General features: G+C 35.4%; 24 protein-coding genes, 2 tRNA genes and 1 pseudogene. 12 read left to right on the forward strand and 15 right to left on the reverse strand.

All coding sequences use genetic code 11. The annotated features are described in order from the left end of the window. Positions 1-18: 18 nt before the first annotated feature. Positions 19-2130: a methyl-accepting chemotaxis protein gene (locus ETP70_RS05110; RefSeq protein WP_188110056.1), complete on the forward strand. Its 2112-nt coding sequence runs from the start codon at positions 19-21 to the stop codon at positions 2128-2130. 291 nt (positions 2131-2421) lie between these two features. Here the strand turns inward: ETP70_RS05110 and ETP70_RS05115 are convergent, their stop codons facing one another. From ETP70_RS05115 to ETP70_RS05140, 7 genes are all read right to left on the reverse strand, one after another. Next, positions 2422-2619 (reverse strand): hypothetical protein, encoded by a 198-nt coding sequence (locus ETP70_RS05115; protein ID WP_151900173.1) that lies wholly within the window; start codon positions 2617-2619, stop codon positions 2422-2424. 255 nt (positions 2620-2874) lie between these two features. Further along, complete coding sequence (locus ETP70_RS05120) at positions 2875-3144, reverse strand: type II toxin-antitoxin system RelE/ParE family toxin (RefSeq protein ID WP_151900174.1); 270 nt, start codon at positions 3142-3144, stop codon at positions 2875-2877. Positions 3145-3146: 2 nt separating this feature from the next. Then, positions 3147-3398 (reverse strand): hypothetical protein, encoded by a 252-nt coding sequence (locus tag ETP70_RS05125; protein WP_151900175.1) that lies wholly within the window; start codon positions 3396-3398, stop codon positions 3147-3149. Between the two features lie 318 nt (positions 3399-3716). Next, on the reverse strand, positions 3717-4328 hold the full coding sequence (locus tag ETP70_RS05130) for a Fic/DOC family protein (protein ID WP_151900176.1): 612 nt from the start codon (positions 4326-4328) through the stop codon (positions 3717-3719). Next, positions 4300-4452: a hypothetical protein gene (locus tag ETP70_RS12380; RefSeq protein WP_188110057.1), complete on the reverse strand. Its 153-nt coding sequence runs from the start codon at positions 4450-4452 to the stop codon at positions 4300-4302. The genes ETP70_RS05130 and ETP70_RS12380 overlap by 29 nt, the downstream gene beginning before the upstream one ends. A gap of 194 nt (positions 4453-4646) precedes the next feature. Next, a tRNA-Gln gene (locus tag ETP70_RS05135) sits at positions 4647-4721 on the reverse strand. Positions 4722-4741: 20 nt separating this feature from the next. After that, a tRNA-Met gene (locus ETP70_RS05140) sits at positions 4742-4818 on the reverse strand. A gap of 166 nt (positions 4819-4984) precedes the next feature. On the opposite strand from ETP70_RS05140, the pseudogene ETP70_RS05145 reads away from it, so the two are divergent. Beyond that, a pseudogene (locus tag ETP70_RS05145) lies at positions 4985-6012 on the forward strand (bifunctional 3,4-dihydroxy-2-butanone 4-phosphate synthase/GTP cyclohydrolase II). A gap of 3 nt (positions 6013-6015) precedes the next feature. After that, on the forward strand, positions 6016-6948 hold the full coding sequence (locus tag ETP70_RS05150; protein ID WP_188110058.1) for an FAD:protein FMN transferase: 933 nt from the start codon (positions 6016-6018) through the stop codon (positions 6946-6948). On the opposite strand, the gene ETP70_RS05155 is transcribed toward ETP70_RS05150, so the two are convergent. The 5 genes from ETP70_RS05155 to ETP70_RS05175 all read right to left on the reverse strand — a co-directional run bounded on the left by ETP70_RS05155 (position 6938) and on the right by ETP70_RS05175 (position 10807). After that, positions 6938-8041: a multiheme c-type cytochrome gene (locus ETP70_RS05155; RefSeq protein ID WP_151900177.1), complete on the reverse strand. Its 1104-nt coding sequence runs from the start codon at positions 8039-8041 to the stop codon at positions 6938-6940. The two genes, ETP70_RS05150 and ETP70_RS05155, sit on opposite strands and share 11 nt — an antisense overlap. A gap of 18 nt (positions 8042-8059) precedes the next feature. Then, entirely contained in the window at positions 8060-8506 is a 447-nt protein-coding gene (locus ETP70_RS05160; RefSeq protein ID WP_230973315.1) for a hypothetical protein, read from the reverse strand. Positions 8507-8569: 63 nt separating this feature from the next. Then, a complete protein-coding gene (locus tag ETP70_RS05165; RefSeq protein ID WP_230973316.1) occupies positions 8570-8971 on the reverse strand; it encodes a hypothetical protein in 402 nt (133 codons plus the stop codon). Then, a complete protein-coding gene (locus ETP70_RS05170; protein WP_151900178.1) occupies positions 8972-9493 on the reverse strand; it encodes an FMN-binding protein in 522 nt (173 codons plus the stop codon). 108 nt (positions 9494-9601) lie between these two features. Continuing rightward, entirely contained in the window at positions 9602-10807 is a 1206-nt protein-coding gene (locus tag ETP70_RS05175; RefSeq protein ID WP_151900179.1) for a porin, read from the reverse strand. 158 nt (positions 10808-10965) lie between these two features. Here ETP70_RS05175 and ETP70_RS05180 point away from each other — a divergent pair, with 158 nt between their 5' ends. The 6 genes from ETP70_RS05180 to ETP70_RS05205 are packed head-to-tail and all read left to right on the forward strand — an operon-like array spanning position 10966 to position 18487. Further along, positions 10966-11688, forward strand: a complete 723-nt coding sequence (locus tag ETP70_RS05180; RefSeq protein WP_151900180.1) for a DUF695 domain-containing protein — start codon at positions 10966-10968, stop codon at positions 11686-11688. Then, on the forward strand, positions 11681-13510 hold the full coding sequence (locus ETP70_RS05185) for an MFS transporter (RefSeq protein ID WP_151900181.1): 1830 nt from the start codon (positions 11681-11683) through the stop codon (positions 13508-13510). The genes ETP70_RS05180 and ETP70_RS05185 overlap by 8 nt, the downstream gene beginning before the upstream one ends. After that, positions 13497-13862 (forward strand): diacylglycerol kinase, encoded by a 366-nt coding sequence (locus ETP70_RS05190; protein WP_151900182.1) that lies wholly within the window; start codon positions 13497-13499, stop codon positions 13860-13862. Before ETP70_RS05185 ends, ETP70_RS05190 begins: the two co-directional genes overlap by 14 nt. Before the next feature lie 11 nt (positions 13863-13873). After that, the gene (locus ETP70_RS05195) at positions 13874-15055 is read left to right on the forward strand and encodes a saccharopine dehydrogenase family protein (RefSeq protein ID WP_151900183.1); all 1182 of its coding nucleotides are present in this window, start codon (positions 13874-13876) and stop codon (positions 15053-15055) included. A 4-nt stretch (positions 15056-15059) separates the two neighbouring features. Beyond that, positions 15060-16199, forward strand: coding sequence for a carboxynorspermidine decarboxylase (gene nspC, locus ETP70_RS05200; RefSeq protein ID WP_151900184.1), 1140 nt, complete (start codon positions 15060-15062; stop codon positions 16197-16199). 23 nt (positions 16200-16222) lie between these two features. Then, on the forward strand, positions 16223-18487 hold the full coding sequence (locus ETP70_RS05205; RefSeq protein ID WP_151900185.1) for a bifunctional diguanylate cyclase/phosphodiesterase: 2265 nt from the start codon (positions 16223-16225) through the stop codon (positions 18485-18487). A gap of 126 nt (positions 18488-18613) precedes the next feature. Here ETP70_RS05205 and ETP70_RS05210 read toward each other — a convergent pair whose 3' ends face one another. Next, entirely contained in the window at positions 18614-19033 is a 420-nt protein-coding gene (locus ETP70_RS05210; RefSeq protein WP_151900186.1) for a hypothetical protein, read from the reverse strand. Between the two features lie 290 nt (positions 19034-19323). Then, positions 19324-19569, reverse strand: coding sequence for a hypothetical protein (locus tag ETP70_RS05215; RefSeq protein ID WP_151900187.1), 246 nt, complete (start codon positions 19567-19569; stop codon positions 19324-19326). Between the two features lie 130 nt (positions 19570-19699). On the opposite strand from ETP70_RS05215, the gene ETP70_RS05220 reads away from it, so the two are divergent. Together ETP70_RS05220 and ETP70_RS05225 are read left to right on the forward strand one after the other, a co-directional pair. Next, complete coding sequence (locus ETP70_RS05220) at positions 19700-20254, forward strand: class I SAM-dependent methyltransferase (RefSeq protein ID WP_151900188.1); 555 nt, start codon at positions 19700-19702, stop codon at positions 20252-20254. A gap of 34 nt (positions 20255-20288) precedes the next feature. Continuing rightward, positions 20289-20891 carry a 3-methyladenine DNA glycosylase gene (locus ETP70_RS05225; RefSeq protein WP_151900189.1) on the forward strand — a complete coding sequence of 201 codons (603 nt, stop codon included), beginning with the start codon at positions 20289-20291 and terminating at the stop codon, positions 20889-20891. Here the strand turns inward: ETP70_RS05225 and recO are convergent. After that, a complete protein-coding gene (recO, locus tag ETP70_RS05230) occupies positions 20886-21503 on the reverse strand; it encodes a recombination protein RecO (RefSeq protein ID WP_151900190.1) in 618 nt (205 codons plus the stop codon). The genes ETP70_RS05225 and recO overlap by 6 nt on opposite strands. A gap of 178 nt (positions 21504-21681) precedes the next feature. Between recO and gltB the strand changes: the two genes are divergently transcribed. Further along, entirely contained in the window at positions 21682-26121 is a 4440-nt protein-coding gene (gene gltB / locus ETP70_RS05235) for a glutamate synthase large subunit (protein WP_151901508.1), read from the forward strand.

Consider the following 26121-nt stretch of genomic DNA (forward strand, 5'->3'; position numbering starts at 1 on the left):
GGAATGGAGGTAAATTTCATGTCAATCAGTAAAAAAATACATATACCATTGGTAGTTTCTATTTTAGCAGGATTTATTGTTATTTTGGTGAACTACTATTATTCTATTAAAGACTTGGAACATGAGGTTTATACTTCAGAATCTGCTTCTTTGCATCTTAGCTACAAGCAAGCAATGCAAGCAAAGGAAGACATCGGTCTTACCAATGCTATAAACATATCGCAAAATTACAGTGTGATACGCTCATTGATGGAAAACAACAGAACTGTTGCCATCAATGGTTTAAAAAGCCTGTCTCAGGAATTTAAAAAATACACAAAATATAAAAATATTAAAATACATATACATGATGCAAATGTACATAGTTTTTTACGTGCTTGGAAGCCAAAGAAATTTGGAGATGATTTAAGTTCTTTTAGAAAAACAATAGTTGCCGTTAAAAGAGATAAAAAACCTATTGTCGCTATTGAGCTTGGTCGTGCAGGGCTTGTACTCAGAGGCTTAGCTCCTGTTGAGCTCAATAATCGCTATTTAGGTTCTGTTGAATTTATGCAAGGTTTAAATTCTATAATAAAATCTGCGAGAAAAAACAACGGATACGAAATAGCCATTGTCATGAAAAACGAATATCTCTCAACAGCACGTTCATTAAAATCTGCTCCAAAAGTCGGTAATTTTACACTTGCAGTCAAAGAAAATGTCGTTAATAAAGAGTTTTTTAATGATTTGGCTCATATTTCTATTGAGAAGACAGATAGACCACAAATAACTGATAAGTATTTTATAGTCTCAGAACCTATAAAAGATTTTTCAAACAATGTTGTTGCTTATGCACTGATCGGTGAAGATATCAATAAAGTAAACAGCGTCATTTCTCAATCTGAAGACTCTCTTTTGAGACAAGTATATATTATGTCTTTGGTTGATCTGTTTATTTTACTGTTTTTAATGTACATTATCAAAAAAACAATTACTGACCCTATAGTAAACCTTGCAAATGTTGCTGATGAATTGGCACAGGGTGATGCTGATTTGTCAAAGAGACTTCCCGTGGTATCAGAAGATGAATTAGGGCAGGCGAGTAAAAATTTCAATGCCTTTTTAGATAAAGTCGAAGCGCTTGCACTCGAAGCAAAAGAAGAAGCTTTAAGAGCTGAAGATTCTGCAAAACATGCTGCGGAAATTGGCGAGAAGAACAAACTGACTCTTGCGCTGTCGGGAGAGATGATAAGCGGTGCACTCAACAATGCAGAAAATTTAAGAAACAGCATGTCTCAGAGTGTTGAAAGTGTCAATCAGGTAAATATACTCAATGCCAAAACATCCGAAGTCATTAAAGAAGTGACACACTCTACGGATAACATTAAAGATGCAATTGGCAGTATTACAGAGATGGTTTCAGAATCACGGCATTCTGCAGAGGAACTGAATGCAAATGTTGAAGAAATTTTTAATGTGATCTCTCTTATTAAAGATATTTCAGACCAGACTAACCTGCTTGCACTGAATGCGGCTATAGAAGCAGCACGTGCAGGTGAACACGGACGAGGATTTGCAGTAGTTGCCGATGAAGTTCGTAAGCTTGCAGAACGAACGCAAAAAGCTACAAGTGAGGTAGAAGCAAATATAAGTGTACTTAAGCAAAATTCGATGAATATGAGTGAAAACAGTGAAAAAATTGAAGAACACTCCATAAGTTCACAGCAAACACTCGAGGACTATGTTGACACGCTTTCTCAGTTGATTTCCAACAGTGAAGCTATCACAAAAGACAATGAAATCATAGGATACGAACTCTTTGCAAATATGGCTAAACTTGATCATATGGTCTATAAAAACAATGCATATTCATCAATGCTTGAAGGGAAATTGAAATTTGAATTGAGTGACCATACTCAATGCAGACTAGGCAAATGGTATGCAGATGAAGGTAAAAAACTATTTGGAAAAAGCAGTTTTTATACCAACCTGCAAGAGCCGCATAAAAAAGTGCATGATGATATAGCAAAAGCTATGCGTATGCTTGGCAGTGATAAAGTTGATGAAATCATAAAAATATTTAAAGATGCAGAAAAAGCATCACAGGAGTTGTTTACTTATTTAGACAATATGGTTAAAGAGAAATTATAATTCTCTTTAACCCGCTATTTATACACAATGCCATTAAGTTAAGAAAATTAATGTTTTTTCGGAACCGGTACTTCAGTCATAAGTATCTACACAACTCAAAACTCCATCTACATCAGATATCTTGTTCCTGGTTACGAGCCTGCAGCTTAATCGAACTAAAAAAACTTTCTGATTTCCAACATATTTTTACTGTTTGTATGTTCTGTCTCTCATACAAGCAAACAGGCATAAGAGGCAACAAACAAGCGTTTAAATATAGCCTGTGCACTCTTATGTTGCCATTTTTCCAAATTAAACCCTGAACTCTTTAGCAGTTGTTAAACGAGTGCTTTCATTGATTTCATTGAAAAAGATAGCATATGCTTCTTCTAGGAGCTCTTTTTCTATCTCATGGATAGTTTGAGTGTCTTTGATGTTAAATTTGTTTCTAGATACATCACTGTTCTCGTAGTAAAACTCACTACTTACTAACTGATACTTTGATGCCATACTTTTTTCTGAGGAGTTGAGCTTTTTTTATAACAGAAGTATTTTGTTGTAGTATATCCTTCAATAGCTTGAAAGATAGATACAATTTTTGAGATAATATTTTTATTGTTCGGATTCTTGCTCTGCCAATTCAAATTTAAAGTGCTTATTTTAGGGGTTTTAAGGGGTGGATGGGGTAGAGGGTTTCACTGTATCCCTGTTTTATTGTATTTTTTAAATACAAAATAAAAATATACCCCTAAAAATTAAAGTGACCTACAATTCTGCTTTATACTTTTTAATACCTAAAACTGTAATGATTGATTTTTCTTCATCAACTTTATACCCTTTATAAATCAAGTCTCGGATATTATCATCATCAAAGTAAATTGATTTTCTACATTTGTAAGGCATATGGTGTATATCTTCAATTAATTTTTTTATCCCTTTTTTAAATTGATTTGCTCTATTTTTGTTATCTTGTGCAATATAGTCCCAAATGTTATTAAAAGAATTTATAAACCTTGGCTCATAGATAATTTTCATACTTAATTGCTAGTATGATGTTCTATTGTATTCCATACTTCTGTATGTGAAAGAGGTTTTGTCTTTCCACTTTCAATATTTTCTAAAGCATTTTGGAAATAAGCTTTATCCTCTTGAAATTGCTTAGAGTTTAAGTAATCATCTTTTCTATCTACTAGATTCAGAAGGTATTCATTAATTTTTGATTGCATATCAATGCCAGCACTCTTGAGTTTTTGATAAACATCATCTTGAATATTTAAAGATATTTGCATCTGTAATTACCTCCTTTAGTTACCTAAGTATAACATATTTTTGATGATACAGGTTAATTGTAATTATAATATTTATTTGTATTTTGTTGTATTTTGGGACTGTGATTAACTTTGCTATTTGATTATTTTAGATTTAGAGCATGAAAAAAATCAGTTAAATCTACTTCTAATACATTTGCAATTTTTGCAAGGTGTTCAATATTAAAATGTATAATGCCCCTAAAAATCAAGACAGCATCTCCAGAAATCTAATTTCATCTTCATCTGTTACCTTATGCCACATTTTTTAGATATTCAAACGCCAATTATCAACAGTTACTACTTCGATAGTCCATTGAAAATGATTTTTTCTAAAGCTGAGCTATCTGCAAACTGTACACACTCTATAGCAGCATCAATGTACTCACTTGGAGTAATGTGAGAATAGTCTATAAACTGATACCCATTATATGCAGCTATCATATCAATAAACATCCTTGTAATTCTCCCATTGAGCTCATAAAAAGGGTGTAGGGCATTAAGTTCACATTTGTAATAAGCCAGCTTTTTTACAAACTCTGATTTTGGACGTGATGTATAATCTTTGAGAAAATTATCATTAGCTAAATCTGTAAATATTTTTTGAGATGAACTTTTGACAAATTCACCTTGACAAAATCTTGACTCACCTTTTGCCATGTTGAAATCCCTGTATAGTCCAGCCCAATCATATAGTGATTCAAACGTTCTTTTGTGTAGTGAAATGAAATATATCTCATCAAAATGAGTGTTCTCGTTAAGTTCATTGAAAAAGACAGTATATGCTTCTTCCAGGAGCTCTCTTTCTATCTCATGGACAGTTTCTGTGTCTTTGATATTAAATTTGTTTCTAGGAACATCACTGTTATCGTAGTAAAACTCACTACTTACTAACTGATACTTTGATGCCATATTTTTTTCTAAGGAGTTGAGCTTTTTTTATAACAGAAGTATTTGTTGTAGTATATCCTTCAATAGCTTGAGAGACAGATACAATTTTTGAAATGATATTTTTATTGTTTGGATTCTTACTCATAAAATACTTCCTTAAATAGATAAGCTATTATAACAAAAAATAGATGATGAATGGATAAGTTGTATGTTTTTGAAAAGTTGTAAAAATGTTACTGTAAGTGTCAGTCATATTGTCAGTAAAAATCCTATAAAATCAGCTGACAGTTATTAAATCAATTACTTGAAAGTGCCTATTTTATGGGTATTTGAAATAGGTGGATGGGGTAGAGGGATTCGAACCCCCGAATGCCAGTACCAAAAACTGGTGCCTTACCGCTTGGCGATACCCCAATGCTTTGTAGATTAAAGATTGGTTGCGGAAACAGGATTTGAACCTGTGACCTTCGGGTTATGAGCCCGACGAGCTACCGAACTGCTCTATTCCGCGGTGTTTCAAACACTTTTACTCTGTGTTTGTGAGCGAAATTATAGACAAAAATTTCTTTTATGTCAAGAGTTTTTTATTAAAAGTATTAATTTTTTTTTTGAACTCTTTTTAATACTAATTTTCCTATAATAAAGAAAAGAAAAATATTAATAAATAAAGAGAAAATATGAAACCGATAGAAAGAGTTTTACAGGCTATAGAAGATATTAAAAAAGGTAAAATGGTTATTATGGTTGATGATGAAGACAGAGAAAACGAGGGCGATCTGGTCTATGCAGCCGCCTTTTCTACACCGGCACATGTAAACTTTATGGCAATGCACGCACGGGGGCTTATATGTGTTGCTCTTTCTAAGTCTATTGCCGACAGACTTGATTTGAATCCTATGGTGAGTTCAAATACTTCTTCGTATGAAACTGCCTTTACAGTCTCTGTTGATGCTAAAGATGCACTGACAGGAATTTCGGCTAAAGAGCGGGACGATACTATAAAAATATTAGCCAACCCCATTTCAAAGCCGGATGAACTGGTAAAACCGGGACATATTTTTCCTCTCATTGCAAAAGAGGGCGGTACACTTGTAAGAACAGGCCATACGGAAGGCTCTGTTGATCTGTGCCGTTTGGCAGGGCTGAGTGAAGCGGGGTAATTTGTGAAATAATTAAAGATAACGGTGAAATGGCCCGTCGTGATGATTTGGATATTTTTGCCAAAAAACATGATCTGCATACAGTATTTATTTCTGATATTGTTGAGTATAGACTTTCGAATGAAAGACTTGTAAAAGAGACAGAGGTGCAGGAGATAGAGTTTTTCGGTGTCAAAGTGCAGCAACATACATTTGAAGACCATGATGGTATAAAACATACAGCGATACTTTTTTACAATGCAGGAGAAGTTGCAAATGTACGGGTTCATAATGTAATTCCTGACTGTGAACTACTTTTGCAACAAGAGAAATACAATAATTTGATCAATTCTATAGAATATCTGAAGCAAAACAGCGGTTTGTTGGTTTTTATAAACAAAACACATCATCAGGACAATGCGGCCATAAAAGAGTTTGGAATAGGGGCGCAGATTATTAAATCATTTGGTATTTCAAAAATGAATCTTATTACTTCTATGAAAAAAACCGACTTTGTAGGACTGAGCGGATTTGGACTTGAAGTAAATGAGATTATTGATATTTAACTGATGTACAAATTTTTTCTTCTTGTCTCTGTGTTTGTTGCATGTAATGCAGATTCACAGATGATACAGCGTACAAAAGTATTGATGGGTACTTTTGTGTCAATATCTGTCGACAAGGAAGATAAAAAATTTCTTAAACCCTCTTTTGAGATTATCAAAAGGGTCGATAACTCGCTCTCTACCTATAAAAAGAATTCTCCAATATCTCAACTTAATCAAAACAGACATGCATCTTTAGACAAGTATTCTTATGAAGCTTTGACGCTTTCTTTAAAATACTATAAGCAAACACATGGATACTTTAATATTGCGATAGGAACAATTACGAAAGATTTATACAGATTTGGTGCCAAAGAGCGTATTGCTTTGAAAAATGAACTTGAAAAAAGTTCTGTTTCTGTCAATGAGCTTAGATTTGATAAAGATGAGGCTTTTTTAGGCAATGCAGTAAAAATAGATCTTGGCGGTATGGGAAAGGGATTTGCAGCAGACAAAGTCAGTGAATTTTTACTGCAAAACAAGGTGAAAAAGGCAGTTGTTGCCCTGAGCGGAGACATTCGATGCATAGGCAGCTGTAAAATTGCCGTTAATAATCCTTTGGATGTGACACATCCTTTGGTTACATTTATAATGCATAACAGCGGTGTGAGCACAAGCGGAAATTATAATCGTTATATAAAAAGCACAAAGCATAATCATCTCATTAATCCAAAAACAAAAGAATCAGAACAAAAATTTATCTCTATAACGCTTGTCTCAAAACTTCCATCAGCAACACTCGATGCATATGCAACGGCTGCGAGTGTTATGCCGATAAAAGAAACATATGCATTTTTAGATTCTAAGAAGATAGGCTACATTATTTTGCAAGCAGATAAAAAACTTGTTATAAGCAAAAATATAGCTGAATATACTGATATGTTTATTAAAAATTAAATGATTCAGTTTTTAGAATTCTTATTTTGGTAAGCTCTTTGTTATGTTGCAGCTTTAACTCTTTTGCTGCTTTTTTTGAGATAAGCCGAAAACCAAGTGTTAGTACAATTTTATCACCTTTTTGCAGCTTTGTATTGTAGACAATATTTTTTTTCGCATAAATAAGGGTATCTTTTAAAATATTCGTCGCTTCAAAAGGCATACTTTCTTTGTTGCCTTTTCCGAAAATACGTGTAAATATATAAGGTTCCTGAACTATTTTGTCTGCTCCGCGAATGATTGTAACATTGAGGACTCCTTCTCTGTAGGCCTGTCCGAACAGAGCATGATTGGCAAGATTTTCAATGCTTACCTGAAAGCCTTTTTCATGTTTTTGTACATGAAAATTGATATATTTTCCGAGACTTTTGCTGAGTTTGTGCAGACCTGCTATGCCATGATAGGCATGAGTCTTACTGTCGCTGAGTGTTGTTTTGCTGCCCATGGTTTGCGGCATATGACAGGATATGCAGGTGTTTTTGTCTTTTTTGTCAATATACGCATCAAGCATGATGATATCAAAATCATGCGCATTGTTTACATGTGAATGGCATCCCATGCAGACATTGCCGTTATAGTAGTTTTCATTGTTGTATTCAATTTGGTGATAAGGAGAATTTTTAGAGCGTTTGATAAGACCAAAAAAAGAAGTTGTTGTTTCATATGTAACTTTGGATCTGTTTTTTTTATCTTCTTGGGCGCTAAAGAAGTCTTTTTTCTTTCCTGTTAAAATATTTTTGTTTGCTTCATCATATTTTTGAATATTTTTGATTGTATGGCAGTAGATACATGATATCGGTTCTTCTTTTTCCTGTTGCAGGTTTTTTGCGCTTGGTGCATGACAGCTGTTGCATTTGCCTCTTTCTTTTTCTTTGTGTTCTTTCTCAAAGACCGCTCTATATATTGCATCATTAGCAAGCGATGACTTTCTGTGAATTGAATCATAATATTCTTTATAGATTAAAGGATGGCATTTTTGACACACTTTGTTGTCGTTTGCAAAGGAAGCATTACATGTAATAAGAAGTAATAAAAATAATAAAAGTGTTTTCATAGCAAATATTGTAGCCAATTAATCATATAAAATACTTTTAAAGAGTATAAACAAAGTATACAATATGACAATTTCAAAGAAAAAAAATGAAAATATTTTTAAAAATGCAAGCGATTCAAAACCGTTTATAAGAGCAAATGGTGTAAAAATTTCTAAAAATGAGAGTATAAACAGAGCAGATGTAAGCAGTCGCAGTTCTTTTGTTCTTTTTTTGTGTGTAAAGAGCAAAAAGTGCACGGTAACCATTACGAAAAGTCCAAAGGCAAAAATATGCGGCAAGATGATTTTCAGTATGCCGCCTGGTGTTTTAGGTGCTATGAAAAGTGCTTCATTTCCAAGATAGTATGTTAATACACCTTCAGTCGTGAAGCCGATCTTGGATGCAAAAAGAATACTGCTGCTCAGAAGAAGGAGTATTGAAAAGAGAATAAAGTAAAATATAGCAAGGTTATAGGCTTTTTGCAAAATTAAGGCTCCATAATGAATAAATAACCATGTAAAATGCACACAAATGCCATAAATAATATGTTACAAGATAAATATACACAAAAAAGGATGTATATAATATGAAAGCGTAAGGGCAATGAGCATAATCAGCGCACTTGTCATCACACTGTTAAGGCAAAAAAGTTTCAGAGTGTCATTTGCGGTTAAGCGGATAAATATAGCACTGAGTGTGAGAAGTATCATCATCATGAAAAATATTTTGGTATGAATATATTCCAAAAACGAGGCTTCGGAGATGGGTTCGAGGAAATTTTCTTCATTTCCAAAAAGTGTGAATTTTACCTGTTCATAAAAAAGACCAAAGTTGCTGGAATCTACAAAAACTTCAGCAGCAAAATACAAAAGCATGAAAACGAGCAAGCCGTTGAGCATAGGTTTGATCGATGAATCTTTCTTTAAGTCTTTTATAAGAGTAAAACGCAATTATTTATCCTTATAGAGCATATTGTATATGGCAAATGCTATACGCGAACCATCAGTAAGACTCTTTGCGCTCATTGTTGCACCTGAGATATTTGTTATTTCACGATTGAGTTTTAACAACTTGTCAGTTTTTTTGTTTTTAAACTGTTGCGTCCATCTTTTTGGCGGAAGATATTCCAGTGTTTCATTAAAGGCAATGACTTCTATCCCCTGCAAAACAGAGTCTTTGAAAAAATAGAGTGTTACTGCATTTTTGGAACGAACTTTTCTGTTAACAAGTATGCCGTATCCTAATATTTTTCCGTTTTTTTCGGCTATATATACTCTGTAGATTTTTGTAGTCAGTTTTACACCTGCATTTTTTTGTACTGTTTTAAATTTTTCATGGGTCAGAATAATATTCTTCTTGGTAATTGTTGCATTAAGATCAAAATTTTCTTTCATTGCATCAATAGGAGATACAAGGAGTTGGGCTGATAGCTGTTGTGTCAATAGCAGTATAAATAGTGAAATATATTTCATAGCTTAATTCTTTAAATATTTTATTTTTAAAATTCTAGCAAAATAATTGGGGTTTTGCAGTAAAATTGCTGCAAAACCTTATAAAGGAGAAAATATGTCCGAATGTTTTTAAAAAACAAAACCTAAAGATATGCCGGTAATATTCCCTGTCGCCGCATTGTCTGAGACAACATATTCAGCTTTAAGGACTACCTGCTCATGTGGGAAAAAGTTAATCCCAAGTGTCACATCTGTTATGGCATCACCTGCAGTTCCGCCGTTGCTTACTTCTGATTGCGGATTATATCGTTCATATTGCACAAAAAGAGGTGTTTTTTTGTCTGTACCTATTAAAGAGGCAATATTGTAACTTGCATTTAAGAAACCGCCGTAATTTGCTGTAACCTGTTGACTTGCATTTGTATCAAGTCTTTTGTTTTGTGCATAGGTACCGTAAATTCTTGCTGCGCCTATTTTGTAGTCAAGATGAACATCTACCATAAGCAAATCTTTTGAAAAGTATGATGAAGCACCGATAAGCAAACCGCTTTTTCCGGTGTAGTCAACTCTTATCTGTCCTGCTGCATCCGGATTTTTCACTAAACGCCCGCTGCCGCGGCCGTTTCTTACCCACTTGTCCCCGGTATCCGTTATCTGCAGTGCTGTGACTATAGAGGCTTTGTACTCTATGCCATCTGCAATTTCACCGTAAACCATTGCCCCTGAAGTATTCCATGTAGTCGGAATAATATACTTCGCTGTATTTGGACGCTGTATCGTTGTAAAGAGTGTCGGTTCGTGCTGTTCATTCATTAAACCCATCGGGAGCAAGAAGTTACCAAGACGTGCATTGAAGTTTTTGTTCCCGATGAAGTCAAGGTACATAAATTCAACAGCTACAGTATCACCGGTCGCACCTGTACTGGTAGCCTTTACTCCGCCGCCTTCATACTCAATTTCCGAGTTTAAAATGATATTGTCAGCAAACTTATATCCAAAATATGTTATAAATCTTTTTATCTGTGTTTCAGAACCAGCCTTTTGTGTACTTGAATAATACATTTCACCGTATCCGCCGATACTTAACGGTGATTTTGAGTAATAAACTTTAGAAGCAGCACTACCTAGACCGGTATAACGCTTTTTCTCATCAACTTTGGTATAATTAAAGCCGGTTTTTAAATCACTTGTTTCATCAACAAGAATCTGTGTCATTTCTTTGAGATCTTTCACTTCCTGTTGAAGCTTGAGAATATCTGTTTTGTCATCCCCGAAAGAGGCACTGCTTACCAGTAACATGCTTGCTAATACTAGTGATACGTTTGTTTTTTTCATTTTTCTATCCTTTGTCTTGATTATGATATTTACTATCAAAATCTTTTTGATGCAGAAATTATATACTTTTTTTTTAAAAATATTCTTAATTTTAATAATTATTATCGATATTAAAGAATAATCTTTGATATAATAAAGAAAAAAAAGATTGAGAGTATATGAGAGAAATATTTATAAGAAACGAAGACGGTAATCAAGTGTCGATAGAAGTAGATTTAAATGCTTATGCATATAGTAACAAGTACGGATGGCTGCTTAGTGTATTTATAAAGTTTGATGCTCTTGATGAAAGCGCAGAGGGCTTTGAAGAGTTTTTGGATGTAAAAGAATCTTTGATTATAACTCTTGAACATGAAGACAAAGCAAAGTACGTCGGTTCAAGAGTTGTAGATGGATGGAGTGAGCTCTATTTTTACGCGGCTGACTCAAAAGGCTTGGATGCTGCAGTGGCAAATATGCTAAAACCAGCTCATTATATTTATGAAAGCAATGTAGTCCGTGATACAAAATGGGATTTTCATTATAAAAACCTTGCTCCGAATGATTTGGAACTGTGTCATATAGAAAGCGAAAAAATTATTTTTTTACTCAAAGAAGAAGGCGATAATTTAGAAATTCCAAGAGCAGTGGAACATTATGTTTCATTTACAACACCTACGCAAAAAAATAAATTTATAGATTCTTTACAGCTTGAAGGCTTTAGTTTTAAAGACGAAATAAGCAGTGACGAATTTGAAAACGGTATTGCTCTTGTGAAAACACATGCAGTAACTACAGAGGAAGTAAAAAAAGTTGTCAATGAACTTTTTGAAGCAATAAAAAAAGAGCAGGGCTATTATGAAGGATGGAGTACGCTTTTAGCACAAGAAGAAAATGTTTAAAATAGCAGGTGTTATCAATTATCTTGCAGTGGTTTTTCTGAATGCTTTTACAGATCTCGGGCATAAAATCATTATACAAAACACGATATTTAAGGTTTATGACGGAAGTACACAAATTGTCTTGACGGCAATCGTTAATGCCTTGGTTTTACTTCCTTTTATTTTGATTTTTTCTCCTTCGGGTTTCTTGGCAGACAGATTTGCCAAAAACAAAATTATGGAGTATGCTGCTCTTTTTGCGGTGATTATTACCCTTGGTATTACCTATGCCTATTATCATGGGTATTTTGTTTTTGCTTTTATTTTAACCTTTTTGCTTGCGATGCAGAGTGCAATTTACGGCCCGGCGAAATACGGATATATAAAAGAATTGGTTGGTGTGAAATTTCTCAGCAGTGCCAACAGTGCTGTTCAGGCAATCACAACCGTTGCGATCCTTGGCGGTATTATTTTTTATACGGTTTTATTTGAGGGAATGTACAGGGATACTTTGGTAACAGAGTCCCAAATTTTGCAAACTGTTGCGCCTCTGGGCTGGCTTTTGGTGATCGGTTCGATAATTGAGTGGTTTTTAGCCTCAAAACTGCCAAATAAAATGATAGAAGCGAGTAAACGGGATTTTCGCTTAAAAAAGTATGTGAGCGGTGTCTATTTGTTCAGAAACATTAAAACAGTCAGAAGAAACAGAGAAATCTTTGATGCGATTATCGCACTCAGTCTTTTCTGGTCAATATCACAGGTTGTTTTGGCTGTATTTGGCGAATATGCAAAAGATGAGCTACATGTAACCAACACCATCTATGTTCAGGGTGTGATGGCACTTGCAGGGATAGGCATTGTTGTCGGATCAGTTATGGTTGCAAAACTCTCAAGATTTTATATTAATGTCGGTTTGGCGGGGATAGGGGCAACCATTATAACGCTTATTGTTTTGAGTGTGCCGTTTTTGCATTCTATGACATTCATTGCAATTATGTTTACACTCTTTGGTATTTTTGCGGCATTTATTTTGGTACCGTTAAATGCAAGAATTCAGTATCTGGCTTCACGTGTACATCTTGGAATTATTTTGGCAGCAAATAATTTTATACAAAACATATTTATGTTTACTTTTTTATTGTTGACAACGGTATTCGCATATTTAGGGATGAATGCAGAACTGCTTTTTTATTTTATGGGGATGATAGGCATTTATCTGGTACGTAATTTATATAAAAGATATGTAGTAGAGATGTTTTTTTCACTTATGGGTCTTATTGCGGCATTGCGGCATAAATATATTTACATAGGATTAGAAAATATCCCGGAGGACAAAGCTGTTTTATTACTGGGAAATCATGTCAGCTGGCTTGACTGGATTTTATTGCAGTTGCCTATAGCAAGACGAATAAATTATATGATGGACAAAGATATTTATAACTGGAAATTTTTTCACGCTGTTTTTAAAAAGGGGGAAGCAATCCCGCTTTCGCCAAGAGCATTCAAAGATGCAATGAAAGAGGCACATAAAAGATTAAAAAAAGGCAGCATTGTCGCTTTGTTTCCCGAAGGCGAAATATCACAGGACGGAAATATACATGAGTTTAAGAGAGGGTATGAGCTGATTCCAAAAGATTATGAGGGTGTTATTGTTCCTTTTTATATAGATAAAGGTATATTTGGCAGTTCTTTTGCAAAATATAGGCCAAAAGGTGCCAAAAGGAATATTTTTAAGCGCAGAGTAGTTAAAATCTATTTTGGAAATCCTCTGCCGATTGATACAAAAGCAAAAGAGTTACGGGATATAATTTTACAAATGAGAGAAAAATATGAAGCTGAATAAACCAAAACATAATCTTTATAAAAATGGTATGTATGCAGTAGAGGGTTTTATAGATATAGTGAAAAATGAAACATCATTTAAGTGGCAGCTTTTCATGCTTGCGGTGATGGGTATTGTTGCCTGGAGTTTGCCGGTAGGTTTTGTACACTCAAGTATCCTTTTTATTTCACTGTTTATACCTGTTTTGGCAGAAGTTGCAAACAGTGCCATTGAAAGAGTTGTGGATTTGGTGACTAACGAGTATCATATTTTGGCAAAACAGGCAAAAGATGCCGGTGCGACTTTAGTTTTGTTAAGCTTATTGGTTACACTTTTGATATGGATTTTTACATTAGCTGACGCTTTAGTATAGGGAGAATTATAATGAATACAACGTTAATAATAGGTGCGGGCGGCGTAAGCCGTGTAGTTGTGCATAAATGTGTACAGAATGCAGAGGTATTTGGAAAAATAGTACTTGCAAGCAGAACAAAATCAAAATGCGATGATATTAAATCAGAACTGCCAGATGCAGATATAGAAACCTATGCGCTTGATGCCGACAATACGCAGGAGATAGCAGATTTGATAAATAAAGTGCAGGCGGATATTGTTATCAATGTGGCACTCCCTTACCAGGACCTAACAATTATGGACGCCTGTATTGCAACAAAAACAGATTATTTGGACACTGCAAACTATGAACATCCCGATGAGGCAAAATTTGAGTATAAACTGCAATGGGAAAAAGACGAAGCCTTCAAAGAAGCAGGTATTATGGGTTTGCTTGGCAGCGGTTTTGACCCGGGTGTGACAAATGTTTTTTGTGCCTATGCGCAAAAACACTATTTTGACGAAATTCATACTATTGATATTCTTGATTGCAATGCAGGTGATCACGGCTATCCTTTTGCAACAAACTTCAATCCTGAGATCAATCTTCGTGAAGTTTCTGCAAACGGGCGATACTGGGAAAACGGCAAATGGATAGAAACAGAGCCGATGGAGATAAAAATGGTCTGGGATTATCCTGAAATCGGACCTAAAGATTCTTATTTGCTTTATCATGAAGAGATGGAATCCCTTGTCAAGCATATAAAAGGGCTTAAGCGTATTCGGTTTTTTATGACCTTTGGCGAGAGTTATCTTACGCATATGAAGTGTCTTGAAAATGTAGGCATGCTGGGAATTGAGCCGATTGAGCATCAGGGGCAACAAATTGTTCCGATAGAGTTTTTAAAAACACTGCTCCCTGATCCGGCTTCTCTTGGTCCCCGTACAAAAGGAAAAACAAATATCGGTATTGTGGCAGAGGGCATAAAAGACGGCAAAAAGAAAAAAATCTATATTTATCAGGTAAGTGATCATGAAGCATGCTATAAAGAGGTGAACTCTCAGGCTGTCTCTTATACGACGGGAGTTCCTGCGATGATAGGTGCAAAGTTGATGCTTGAAAAAGTCTGGTACAAAACAGGGGTGCATAATATGGAAGAGTTTGATCCTGATCCGTTTATGGAAGAGCTCAATAAACAGGGATTGCCTTGGAAGATTCAAGAACTAGACTAAACAAATGAATCCAATTAAAACACCGTGTTATATATGCGAGGAAACCCTTTTAGAAAAGAATCTGCAAACTTTAGCGTATGTGCAAGAACAAAGCGGTGCCAAAATTATTTTGGCACTCAAGGGCTTTGCAATGTGGAGCACTTTTGAACTGGTGGCAAAATATTTAAAAGGCTGTACAGCCAGTGGTCTGTATGAGGCAAAACTTGCCCGTGAAGAATTTTGCAAATACAACCCGGATGCAGAAGTGCATACTTATTCTCCGGCATATAAAGATGATGAGATTGAAGAAATAGCCAAAATATCTGATCATATAGTCTTTAATTCCCCAAATCAATTGGAAAAATATATTTGGAAAGTCAAAGAAATCAATAAAAATATTCATGTTTCTCTGAGAATAAACCCTGAAGTCTCTTCTTCTCCGGTCGATATATACAACCCCTGCGGTTTGTACAGCAGACTGGGAACAACTCTGCAGAATTTTGATGAAAAACTGCTTGAAAAGATAGACGGACTCAATTTTCATGCGCTTTGTGAGCAAAATGCAGATGCGCTTGAACAGGTCTTAGCGGCTTTTGAAGATAAATTCGGAAGATATTTGAAAAATTTGCAATATATTAATTTTGGCGGAGGACATCACATAACCAAAAAAGGCTATGATATAGAGAAACTTGTTTGGATAATCAAAGAATTTCGTAAAAAATATAATATTGATGTCTATTTGGAACCCGGAGAGGCCGTCGGTTGGGAAACAGGATATCTGCAGTCCACTGTTTTGGATGTTTTTCAAAACGGTATGAATATTGCCATTCTTGACACCTCTGCAGAAGCACATATGCCTGATACACTGGCAATGCCGTATCGTGCCCAAGTAAGAAATGCAGGCATGGCAAATGAAAAAAAATATACCTACCGTTTAGGCGGAAACACCTGTCTTGCAGGTGACATCATGGGGGATTACTCTTTTGATTCTCCTTTACATGTAGGAGATACTGTTATATTTGAAGATCAAATTCATTATACTTTTGTCAAAAATACCACCTTTAATGGTGTGAAACTTCCTTCTTTGGCGATAAAGCGCAAAAACGGAACAATTGAACTTGTAAAAGAGTTTGGATATGAAGATTACAAAAACAGACTTTCATAAAAAATTGTGTTACAATAAATATTATGAATATAGTAAAAAATAAATGGACTATCTTTTATGTAATTATGATAAGTGCTGCAGTAGTATTTGCTGCTTTTACATATACAAAATATACAGAGTTGCAAAATATTGTACGTAAAAAAAATGAGCAGGATACTGCAAATGTTACAAAAATTTTTCATGATTTTTTAGTACAATCCGAGACGATGCTGCAAGTTGTGGGAACAACAGTTGTTAATCCTCATATCTCAAAAGACCCTAAAGAAAAAACAAAAATTTTCGATACATTACAAGAGATGAACCCTGCAGTTATAGGTTTTGGATATCTTGATCCAAAAGGAAATCTGCTTATTTCGAATAAAGAACTTCATGGAAAGAAAATAAATGCTTTGCAAATCAAAGAAGCAAAAAGTTCTTTCAAAGAAACACTCAGAAGTCACCATTTAGTGATTGGAAGAAGTTTCTTTTTTAAACCGCTTGGACAATGGATTTTACCATTGCGAAAAGCAATTCGTGATAAATATGGCAGAGTTGTCGGTGTCATGGCTATTGCTATAATTAATACACAGAAAAAAAATCTTTTTTCCGGTTTTGAAACAGAACCTGATGAAGATGTGCTGCTGATTAAAAAATTTTCTGACGGCTATTATCGTCTTTTTTATTCAAATAAAAAAGGCAATGCCGACGCACAAATTCTTTATGGCGAATCCTGCCCTAAAAATATATGCACATCCGTTGTAAATCAGATATTAGTAATGAATCATATTACGCTGCAAGAATTAAAAAACAGTGCTAGAATTTTTTCTTTTTTTTCAAAAGATATGCAAGGAAGACCTATAAACGGAGCTCTTTATTATGATAAAAAATACAAAGTTTGGATAAGTGTATATCATTACAACAGTGCTATAACGCAAGAGATATATAAAGATATTGCTTTGTTGGTATTACTTTATATTGTTATGATGCTTCTATTTTACTTTTTGTTTAAATCGATGGAAAAGTATGAAAATGCAAAAGAGCGTGATTTACTCTTTAAAACGACGCATGATTTATTGACAAATTTGCCAAACAGGGCATTTATTTATGAAAATATTTATCATTCAGGTAAGTTTGTTATGCAAAAAGGCGCACAGATTATTTTTATTGATCTTGATAATTTTAAAAATATTAATGATACTTTCGGGCATATTTTTGGAGATAAAATACTTGTTATTATTGCGAAGAGACTGCGGACTTTCTTTACAGAAAAAGATTTGGTAGCACGACAGGGCGGGGATGAATTTATCATTATAAATAATTCTCAAGATAAAAATTTGCAAGAGATGATAGAAATTATCTCAATGCCTTATATTGTAGATGATATAGAAGTAAGATTGGGTGCGAGTGTCGGTGTGTCTGTATACCCTGACGATGCTCATGATTTTGACACTTTACTCTCGTTAGCAGATATGGCTATGTATGAGGCAAAAAAAGTAAAAAATTCTTATGCTTTTTTTACAAAAGAGATGCAAGAAAAAAACAATGCAAATATGATAATTGAACAAGAACTCAGAAGTGCTTTGCAAAAAAATGAAATTTATATGGTGTATCAACCGCAAATAGCCGCAGACGGAACACTCCATGGAGTAGAAGCACTTGTACGATGGGAAAATATAAAACTTGGCTTTGTCTCTCCTGAAGATTTTATTCCTATTGCAGAAGCAAGCGGATTGATTTTAGAACTTGGCAACTATATCACAAATCGCTCTCTTGTAGAGATAAAAAAAATATATGCAGAACTCGGCAGGACATTTCAGCTCTCTGTCAATGTTTCTATTGTTCAACTTATGGAGAATCATTTTCTCAAAAATCTTCTGAAAGTGATTCGTAAAGTGCAGTTTGATCCATCGTTGCTTACTTTGGAAGTAACGGAGCGTTTGCCTATAGAAGATCTGGACTGTGTTTTGCCGATACTTAAATCGATACGGGCAGAAGGTATTTCAATCTCTTTAGATGATTTTGGTACAGGGTATTCATCATTAAGCATTTTAACAAAACTTCCAATCAATGAACTAAAGATTGATAAGGCCTTTGTTGATGAACTGTTGTATTCAAACAAAGATAAAAATCTTGTCAAAACAATTATTAATATTGGTAAAAATTTTTCCATGGATGTTTTGGCTGAAGGCACAGAGAGTAAAGAACAGGTTGATAAACTTAGAGAATACGGATGTGATATATTTCAAGGATACTATTATTCAAAACCATTAAAAAAAGAAGATTTGATTGCTTTTATTAGGAGTTTGTAATGTTGGAAGACAAAGAGAGATAGAACAAAAGGTTTCAAGAAAAATCTTTTTGTGATTATGCTCTGGCTTGTGTGAAAATGCAGAAGGTATTTATAAAATTGATGCTGAGTTTGGAACGGTCTCCTTTTAGTCAAAATCGCCAAAATAAAGATTTATTAAAAATGCAATTGCATAATTTGCTTTGTAACTGTTTTCCTTGTGAAAGTTTACAGAGGGACTGATCTGATAAAAAAACCATTTTTTCCATATGTTTTTTCTAAAAGTCAAAACTGTAGCATAATTATTTATACCGCTGTACTTTTTAGAAGACTGTTCTGTTGTATATTCTGTATTACCGGAAAATATTTCAGATATACTTAGGATGTTTTTTTTGTTAAAGTTCCAATAGTATTGTGCCGAGATATCATAGTCCATTCCCTTTACCTTTGTTTTTGTTTCTCTGTGTAAGGTGAGCCTTAACAGTGATCTGTCTGTAAGTGTATTGTCGAAATAGATGAAAGTTCTTTCTGTAAAACTCTCTTTACTCGAATACTCAAAAATCTGCATAGGTTCGATTTTCCAGTTTTTTGCAATAAAAACTTTATAATATCGTGCTCTGACAAACGGATAAAAGCCTCTGATTCCAATGGAATACCTGCTTTGGATCTCGTAACTGTCTGATCTGAAATAGTTGAGACCAAGTTCTGTGGCAGCATTTTTGTCTATTATGTTTTTCTTTTCATTGATGCCTGAGATAAAAAGATTAAGCTTCTGATTTGTTCTTTTGAGGGCAATGTTGGCATTTATGTTCAGGGTACTTTTTTCTTTGTATTTTGACTGAAATTGTGTATTTAGATTTACACTGACAAATGATTTTTCTGTTTCATTGAAATATTTTTCATTTTTAAAAAATCATCATAGCTATTTTGTGCTTTTTTTCCTGTGAACAGTTTGCTGATCGTCTGATCAAGGGTGTCTGAATAGCCTGTGACTTTGTCAGAAATTATTTTATGCGCAGTATCAAGATACGATGAATTTGTATCTGTGGATTCGGCACGGAGCACACAAAGTAAGAAAACAAATAAAAATAAAAAAAATTTCATACTAAAGCTTCCTGAAAATAATATATGTTTGTTTTATCGGTTCAAGGTGTATACAAAAAAATTTCAATATAATAGCATATAAAGTTTATGCTGAGTAACTCCGAAACTCTTAAGATAAGAAAGGTTGAGAATGATAGAAGATAAAGAACGTTGGAATATTCGCCATGTAGAGAAGCCGATGCGAAAAAATGTAGAACCGATAGTTGAAAAGTATATAGATTGTGCAGCAGGAGACAGAGCCCTGGATATTGCCTGCGGAATTGGCAGAAATACGCACTTTTTAGCAGAAAAAGGTTTTGAAGTTGATGCTGTGGATTTTAGTGATTATGCACTTTCTCAGATAAAAGATGATGAGAAAATAAATAAAATAGAAGCTGACCTGGACAGTTATAATTTAGAGAAAAATACGTACGATCTCATTATCAATATTAACTATTTGAGCAGAAGGTTGTTGCCGCAGATCAAAGAAGCTCTCAAGCCGAACGGCCTGTTGATTTTTGAAACTTTTATTGTGGCACACGGCGATTTTAATCAGCCGGCAAACCCTGAATACCTTTTGCGTACAAATGAATTGCTGCATGCTTTTATCGGGCTTGATATTATCTACTATGAAGAAAAAGACGAAGTGAATCTGCGAGGCGAAGATACCCGTGTAGCCTCTCTTGTGGCAAGAAAGAGATGTTAGGTTTTTAGAAGTACCCATTTAGATAAAGGTTTACATGTACACAAATTCTCTGCAGATATATGAATTTTTAGAAGCAAAAAACCTGTTGCAGTATTCGCCGAAATTGTGGTGGCCCAATGCGGGAACCTTTGAAGTTGTTGTCGGTGCAATTCTAACACAAAACACGACATGGAAAAATGTTGAAAAGTCTTTGAAAAATCTGGAATTATTTTTGGATCTGGACCGCTTTGCCGCTTTACATGTAGAGAGGCTAAAAGAAAAGATTCGTCCAAGCGGATTTTATAATCAAAAGGCACCGAGACTTTTAGCATTGGCAAATAATATCAAAGCAGAGTTTGGCACTTTTGAACAGTTTCAAAAAGAAGTAACAAGAGAGTGGCTTTTGCTGCAAAAAGGCATCGGACAGGAGAGTGCGGACGCTATTCTCTGTTATGCCTGTTTTAGAGATGAGATGGTTGTAGACAGTTATACAAAAAGGCTGTTAAAGAGTTTTGACATAGAGTTTAAAAATTATATGCAGTATAAAGAATTTTTGGAATCAGGCATAAAAGAGGCCTTTACATGTAAAGATTTAAACCTTATATATGCCCGATATCATGGCATGATAGTAGAATACAACAAAATATGTAAATTATAAACCTTCAAGCAGAACATTCCAGAGCCGATTTACTTCCTGGTTGCCTAAAAAAAGAGAAGATTTGTTTTCAAAGAGTTCTTTTAGTCCTTTTTTGTTGATTGCGAGCGTATGCGAACACTGTTCATGCGTTGGAAGATATGCACGCAAGAGCGAGACATCCCCATCAATTTTTTTGGAACATAAAAAGCAGTGCATATCTTTATGCAGCCGTCCTTCATGCTCCAAAAGTTTGGTATAGGCTTCAATAGCTACGCGTTTGGGGTTTTGTCTGTTCCAGTTTTGTGAAGCTTCCTCAATTAAATCAAAATAAAAAGAACCAATATCTTCAGAGTCTTTCAAGTGCTTATAGAAAAGCCCTAAAAAATCCTGCCATAATCGCAAAAGATTATAATCATTTATCCAGCTGTATCCAATGTGTATAACATCTTTAAGTCTTGATATAGTGGATTTTGCCGAGTTTTCGACTTCATAATCAATTTTAAAACCTATATTTATCACACCATGGCGTGCACCGTAGAATCTGTAAAGGGTATCTAAGCTGTTTTGAGATAAAATATTTACTATTAAATCTTCGTCTTTGACGCGATTTAAATTAATGATAAAACCTTGCACCTAATTGCTTCCTATATACACACTTTTTAATTTTTTTTAAAATATTTTACACTTATTATGCTTATTTAAACCAAAAGAAAGTATAATTTACATGCTTTGTCTAAATAGACTAAGTTTCTTTAAAAAGAGATTAAATTTATATGTTTTGCATATAAAATTTACAAATTTGGGAGTTGAAATGGTTGAACATCATGATTTATTAAGATCATTTAAGGATAATTGCGGTTTTGGTCTTGTCGCCAACATCAAAAACAAACCTTCACACAAAGTGCTCAATGATGCAGTGACTGCGCTTGAACGCATGATGCACCGTGGTGCTGTTGCTGCAGATGGAAAAACGGGGGACGGAAGCGGTTTACTGCTTTCCATGCCGACTGATTTTCTTAAAAATGAAGCAAAAGAAAAAGGTATAGAATTACCGTCTCAGTTTGCAGTAGCTGTAGTTTTTACCAAAGAAAAAAAGCATTTGCAGACACTGGAATCTATTTGTAACAACAATGATTTAAAAGTGGTTTTACACCGTGATGTTCCAATTGACACCAATGCTCTAGGAGACCAGGCACTGGCCTCACTGCCTCACATCGTACAGCTTTTCATTGTTCCTAATTCAATCATGGCCACAAACAGATTTGATGCACTTTTATATCTTTCACGCAAAGAAGCAGAACATGAAATGATTTCTGAAAGAGATTTCTATATAGCATCTATGAGTTCGAAAGTGCTATCGTATAAAGGGCTTGTTATGCCTACGCATATCAAAGAATTTTACAAAGATCTGCAGAATGAAAATTTTAAAATCTCTTTTTCACTTTTTCATCAAAGATTTTCAACAAATACACTCCCTGAATGGCGTCTTGCACAGCCGTTTCGTGCTGTAGCGCATAATGGAGAAATCAACTCTGTTGAAGCCAACCGCATTAATGTGGCTATAAAATCTGAATCAATAAAAAGCGAAGTATTCAGCGACGAAGAAATTAAAAGACTGCTTCCTATCCTGCAGCCCGGTGCTTCTGACAGTGCTTCAGCCGATAACTTTTTTGAATTTTTAATTGTAAACGGTATGGACTTTTTCAAAGCTGTCCGTGCAGTGATTCCTCCGGCATGGCAGAATGCACCGCATATGGATCCTGAATTACGAGCTTTTTATGAATATCATTCAACTGTATTTGAAGCATGGGACGGTCCGGCTGCATTTTCAGTAACAGACGGACGATATATAGGCTGTGTACTTGACAGAAACGGTTTGCGTCCATCAAAATACATCGTAACAAAAGATGACAACCTTCTGATAGCTTCCGAGTACGGTGTTGTAGATATTCCCGAAGAAGAGATCAAAGAGCGTGGACGTCTGCAGTCAGGGGAAATGATAGGACTTGATCTGAAATTTGGCAAGCTTCTGAAGAGTCAGGAAATTGATGATTATTTAAAAGGTTCCAATCCGTATATGAAGTGGCTGAATGAACATATGATTTATTTGCAGGAACATGTGGAAGAGCAGTATGTTGTATGCAGAGAAGTTGATGAGGCAGATTTGATTGCCAAACAAAGATATTTTAATGTTACGCAGGAAGTTATTGAACAGGTAATCGAACCAATGGTAAAAGAGGCAAAAGAAGCCGTGGGTTCTATGGGTGATGACACACCTCTTGCAGCTTTTTCTAAAAAACAGCGTAATTTTACTGATTTTTTCAAGCAAAAATTTGCACAGGTTACCAATCCGCCAATTGATCCTATTCGTGAAAAAGTTGTAATGAGCTTAAATACCGGTTTTGGTGAAGTGCATAATATTCTGGATGAAATTCCGTCACATGCGCACAGGCTGAAGTCTATTTCTCCGATAATAACGACTGAAAAGTTAGAAGTGCTCAAGTCTTTTGGCAATGATTCCTCTCCAAGATATCAGGAATTTTATAAAAATGCCACATTTTCAACCACCTATATAAGCGATTTGAAAGCCTCTTTGGAAGCATTGGTTCAAAAAGTCATAGCATCGGTTAAAAATGAAGGAACACGCATTGTCATTTTGGATGACAGCGGATTTGACAAGGACAACAAAGTTATTCCGATGGCAATGGCCATAGGCCGTTTGAACTTTGCTTTACTGAACGAAAAGATTCGTCATTTGGTTTCTATTATTGCTACTACGGGAGAAGTCATTGATTCGCACAGTGCTGCAGTACTCCTTGGATATGGTGCTTCGGCAATCCATCCTTATGTATTGTTCGCAACAGTGGCAAACCAGCTTGAAAAATCAAAAGCGTTAAATATGACATTTTCTGAAGCCTATAAATCTGTACACACTGCACTCAACAGCGGACTCTTGAAAATTATGTCCAAAATGGGAATTGCAACAATTGCCTCTTACAGAAATTCCGGTCTTTTTGATGTAATGGGACTGGATAAAACCATAGTAAAAGAGTGCTTTGCAACATCGCATTGTACGCTCAGCGGACTTACCTATGAAGATATAGACGAAAGACTGCAAAAAGCCCATAAAGATGCTTTTAAAACAAACGGTTTTAACAAAATATTTCCTTTGAATATCGGTGGCTACTATAAGTTTTATACAAATCAGGAACATCATGATTTCGGTCCTGCTGTCATTCATGCAATTCATGCTGTTTCAAAACACCCTACACAGGAAAATTTTGATACGTTGAAAAACCTTGTGAACAAGCGCGGATTGAAATTTATTCGTGATTTCTTTGACTTGAAATCAGACAGAAAACCGATTGATATATCAGAAGTTGAACCGAAAGAAGCGATTTTCAAACGTTTTGCATCCGCTGCTATGAGTCTCGGTTCCATTTCTCCTGAAGCCCATGAAACAATTGCCATTGCAATGAACAGAATCGGAGCACAGTCAAACTCAGGAGAAGGCGGAGAGGACAAAGCAAGATACAACACAGAGAGAGTTTCCAAAATCAAACAGGTCGCTTCAGGCCGTTTTGGTGTTACTCCGGCGTATCTGAGAAGTGCAGAGGAGATTCAGATTAAAGTTGCACAGGGTGCAAAACCGGGTGAAGGCGGACAGCTCCCGGGACATAAGGTTACTGCCCTTATCGGAAAGCTTCGTCATACTGTTCCCGGCGTGACACTCATATCACCGCCGCCGCACCATGATATTTATTCTATTGAAGATTTGGCACAGTTGATTTTTGATTTGAAGCAGGTCAATCCTGCGGCAAGAATCGCTGTCAAGCTTGTATCTACTGTCGGAGTAGGCACCATTGCTGCGGGTGTGGCAAAAGCCTATGCTGATAAAATTATTATTTCAGGAGGAGACGGTGGTACCGGTGCCGCTCCGCTGACCTCTATCAAATTTGCAGGGAATCCTTGGGAACTCGGATTGTCTGAAGCACATAATGCGCTTAAGGCAAATAATCTGCGTGGACTTGTAGAATTACAGACAGACGGTGGACTAAAAACAGGACTTGATGTTGTTAAAGCTGCTTTACTGGGTGCTGAGTCTTTTGCTTTCGGTACAGGTGTTTTGACTATTGTAGGCTGTAAAATGCTTCGTATTTGTCATGTTAATAAATGTTCTGTAGGTATTGCAACACAAAACGAAAAACTTCGTGAAGAGTTCTTTAAAGGACATGTTGATCAGGTAATCAATTATTTTACATATTTGGCCGAAGATATCAGAGCCATTATGGCAGAACTTGGGTACAGAACCATGGAGGAAATGATAGGCCGTGTGGACCTGCTGAGTGTCAAAGACGATGAATTTGCCAAGAAATTTGATTTCTCGGCAATCCTGCACAGAGAAGAGGGTGTCAATACGCATCAACAGCCGTTTAATCCGCCTTTTGATGATAACAAATTTGAAAAAGATGTTCTCAAAGAGGCGATGAATGCGATTAAACATCCTGAATACCCGATACGCATCAAAAGAGAAATCCAAAATATCCACAGAAGTTTTGGTGCTTTGATATCCGGAGAAATTGCGAAATACTACGGGGATGAAGGACTGAAGCCGGATACAATCAAAATGAATCTCAGCGGTGTAGCCGGACAGGCACTTGGTGCGTTTTTAATTCCGGGTGTTTCGATTTATCTTGACGGCGTTGCAAATGATTATATAGGCAAAGGTATGCACGGAGGAAAAATCATTATTACTTCCAAAAATGAGGGTGAAGAATTTTCAGCAGGCGGTAACACCTGTCTTTATGGTGCTACCGGCGGAAAACTTTATATTTCAGGCAGTGTCGGAGAGCGTTTTGCAGTACGTAATTCCGGAGCCTTTGCTATTGTTGAGGGGACCGGAGACAATGCCTGTGAATATATGACAGGCGGTGTTGTTGTCATTCTGGGACGTACCGGTATTAATTTTGGTGCAGGAATGACAGGAGGCGTGAGCTTTGTCTATGATGAAGATCATGATTTTATTGAAAATGTAAACAGTGAACTTGTGGAAGCTGTAAGAATTGATACAGATGAGGGAGATGAAGCACGACACTACCTCAAACGCCTGCTCAAAGATTATGTAGTAGAAACAAAGAGCAAAAAAGCTGAAGATTTACTGGAAAACTTTAGAGTGGAAGTACGAAACTTCTGGCTGGTAAAACCTAAAAATTTAACAAAATTACCTCTTAATCTAGAGAACGGAGACTAA

The organism is Sulfurimonas hydrogeniphila (assembly GCF_009068765.1).
In the GTDB taxonomy this organism is placed as follows: Bacteria; Campylobacterota; Campylobacteria; order Campylobacterales; family Sulfurimonadaceae; genus Sulfurimonas; species Sulfurimonas hydrogeniphila.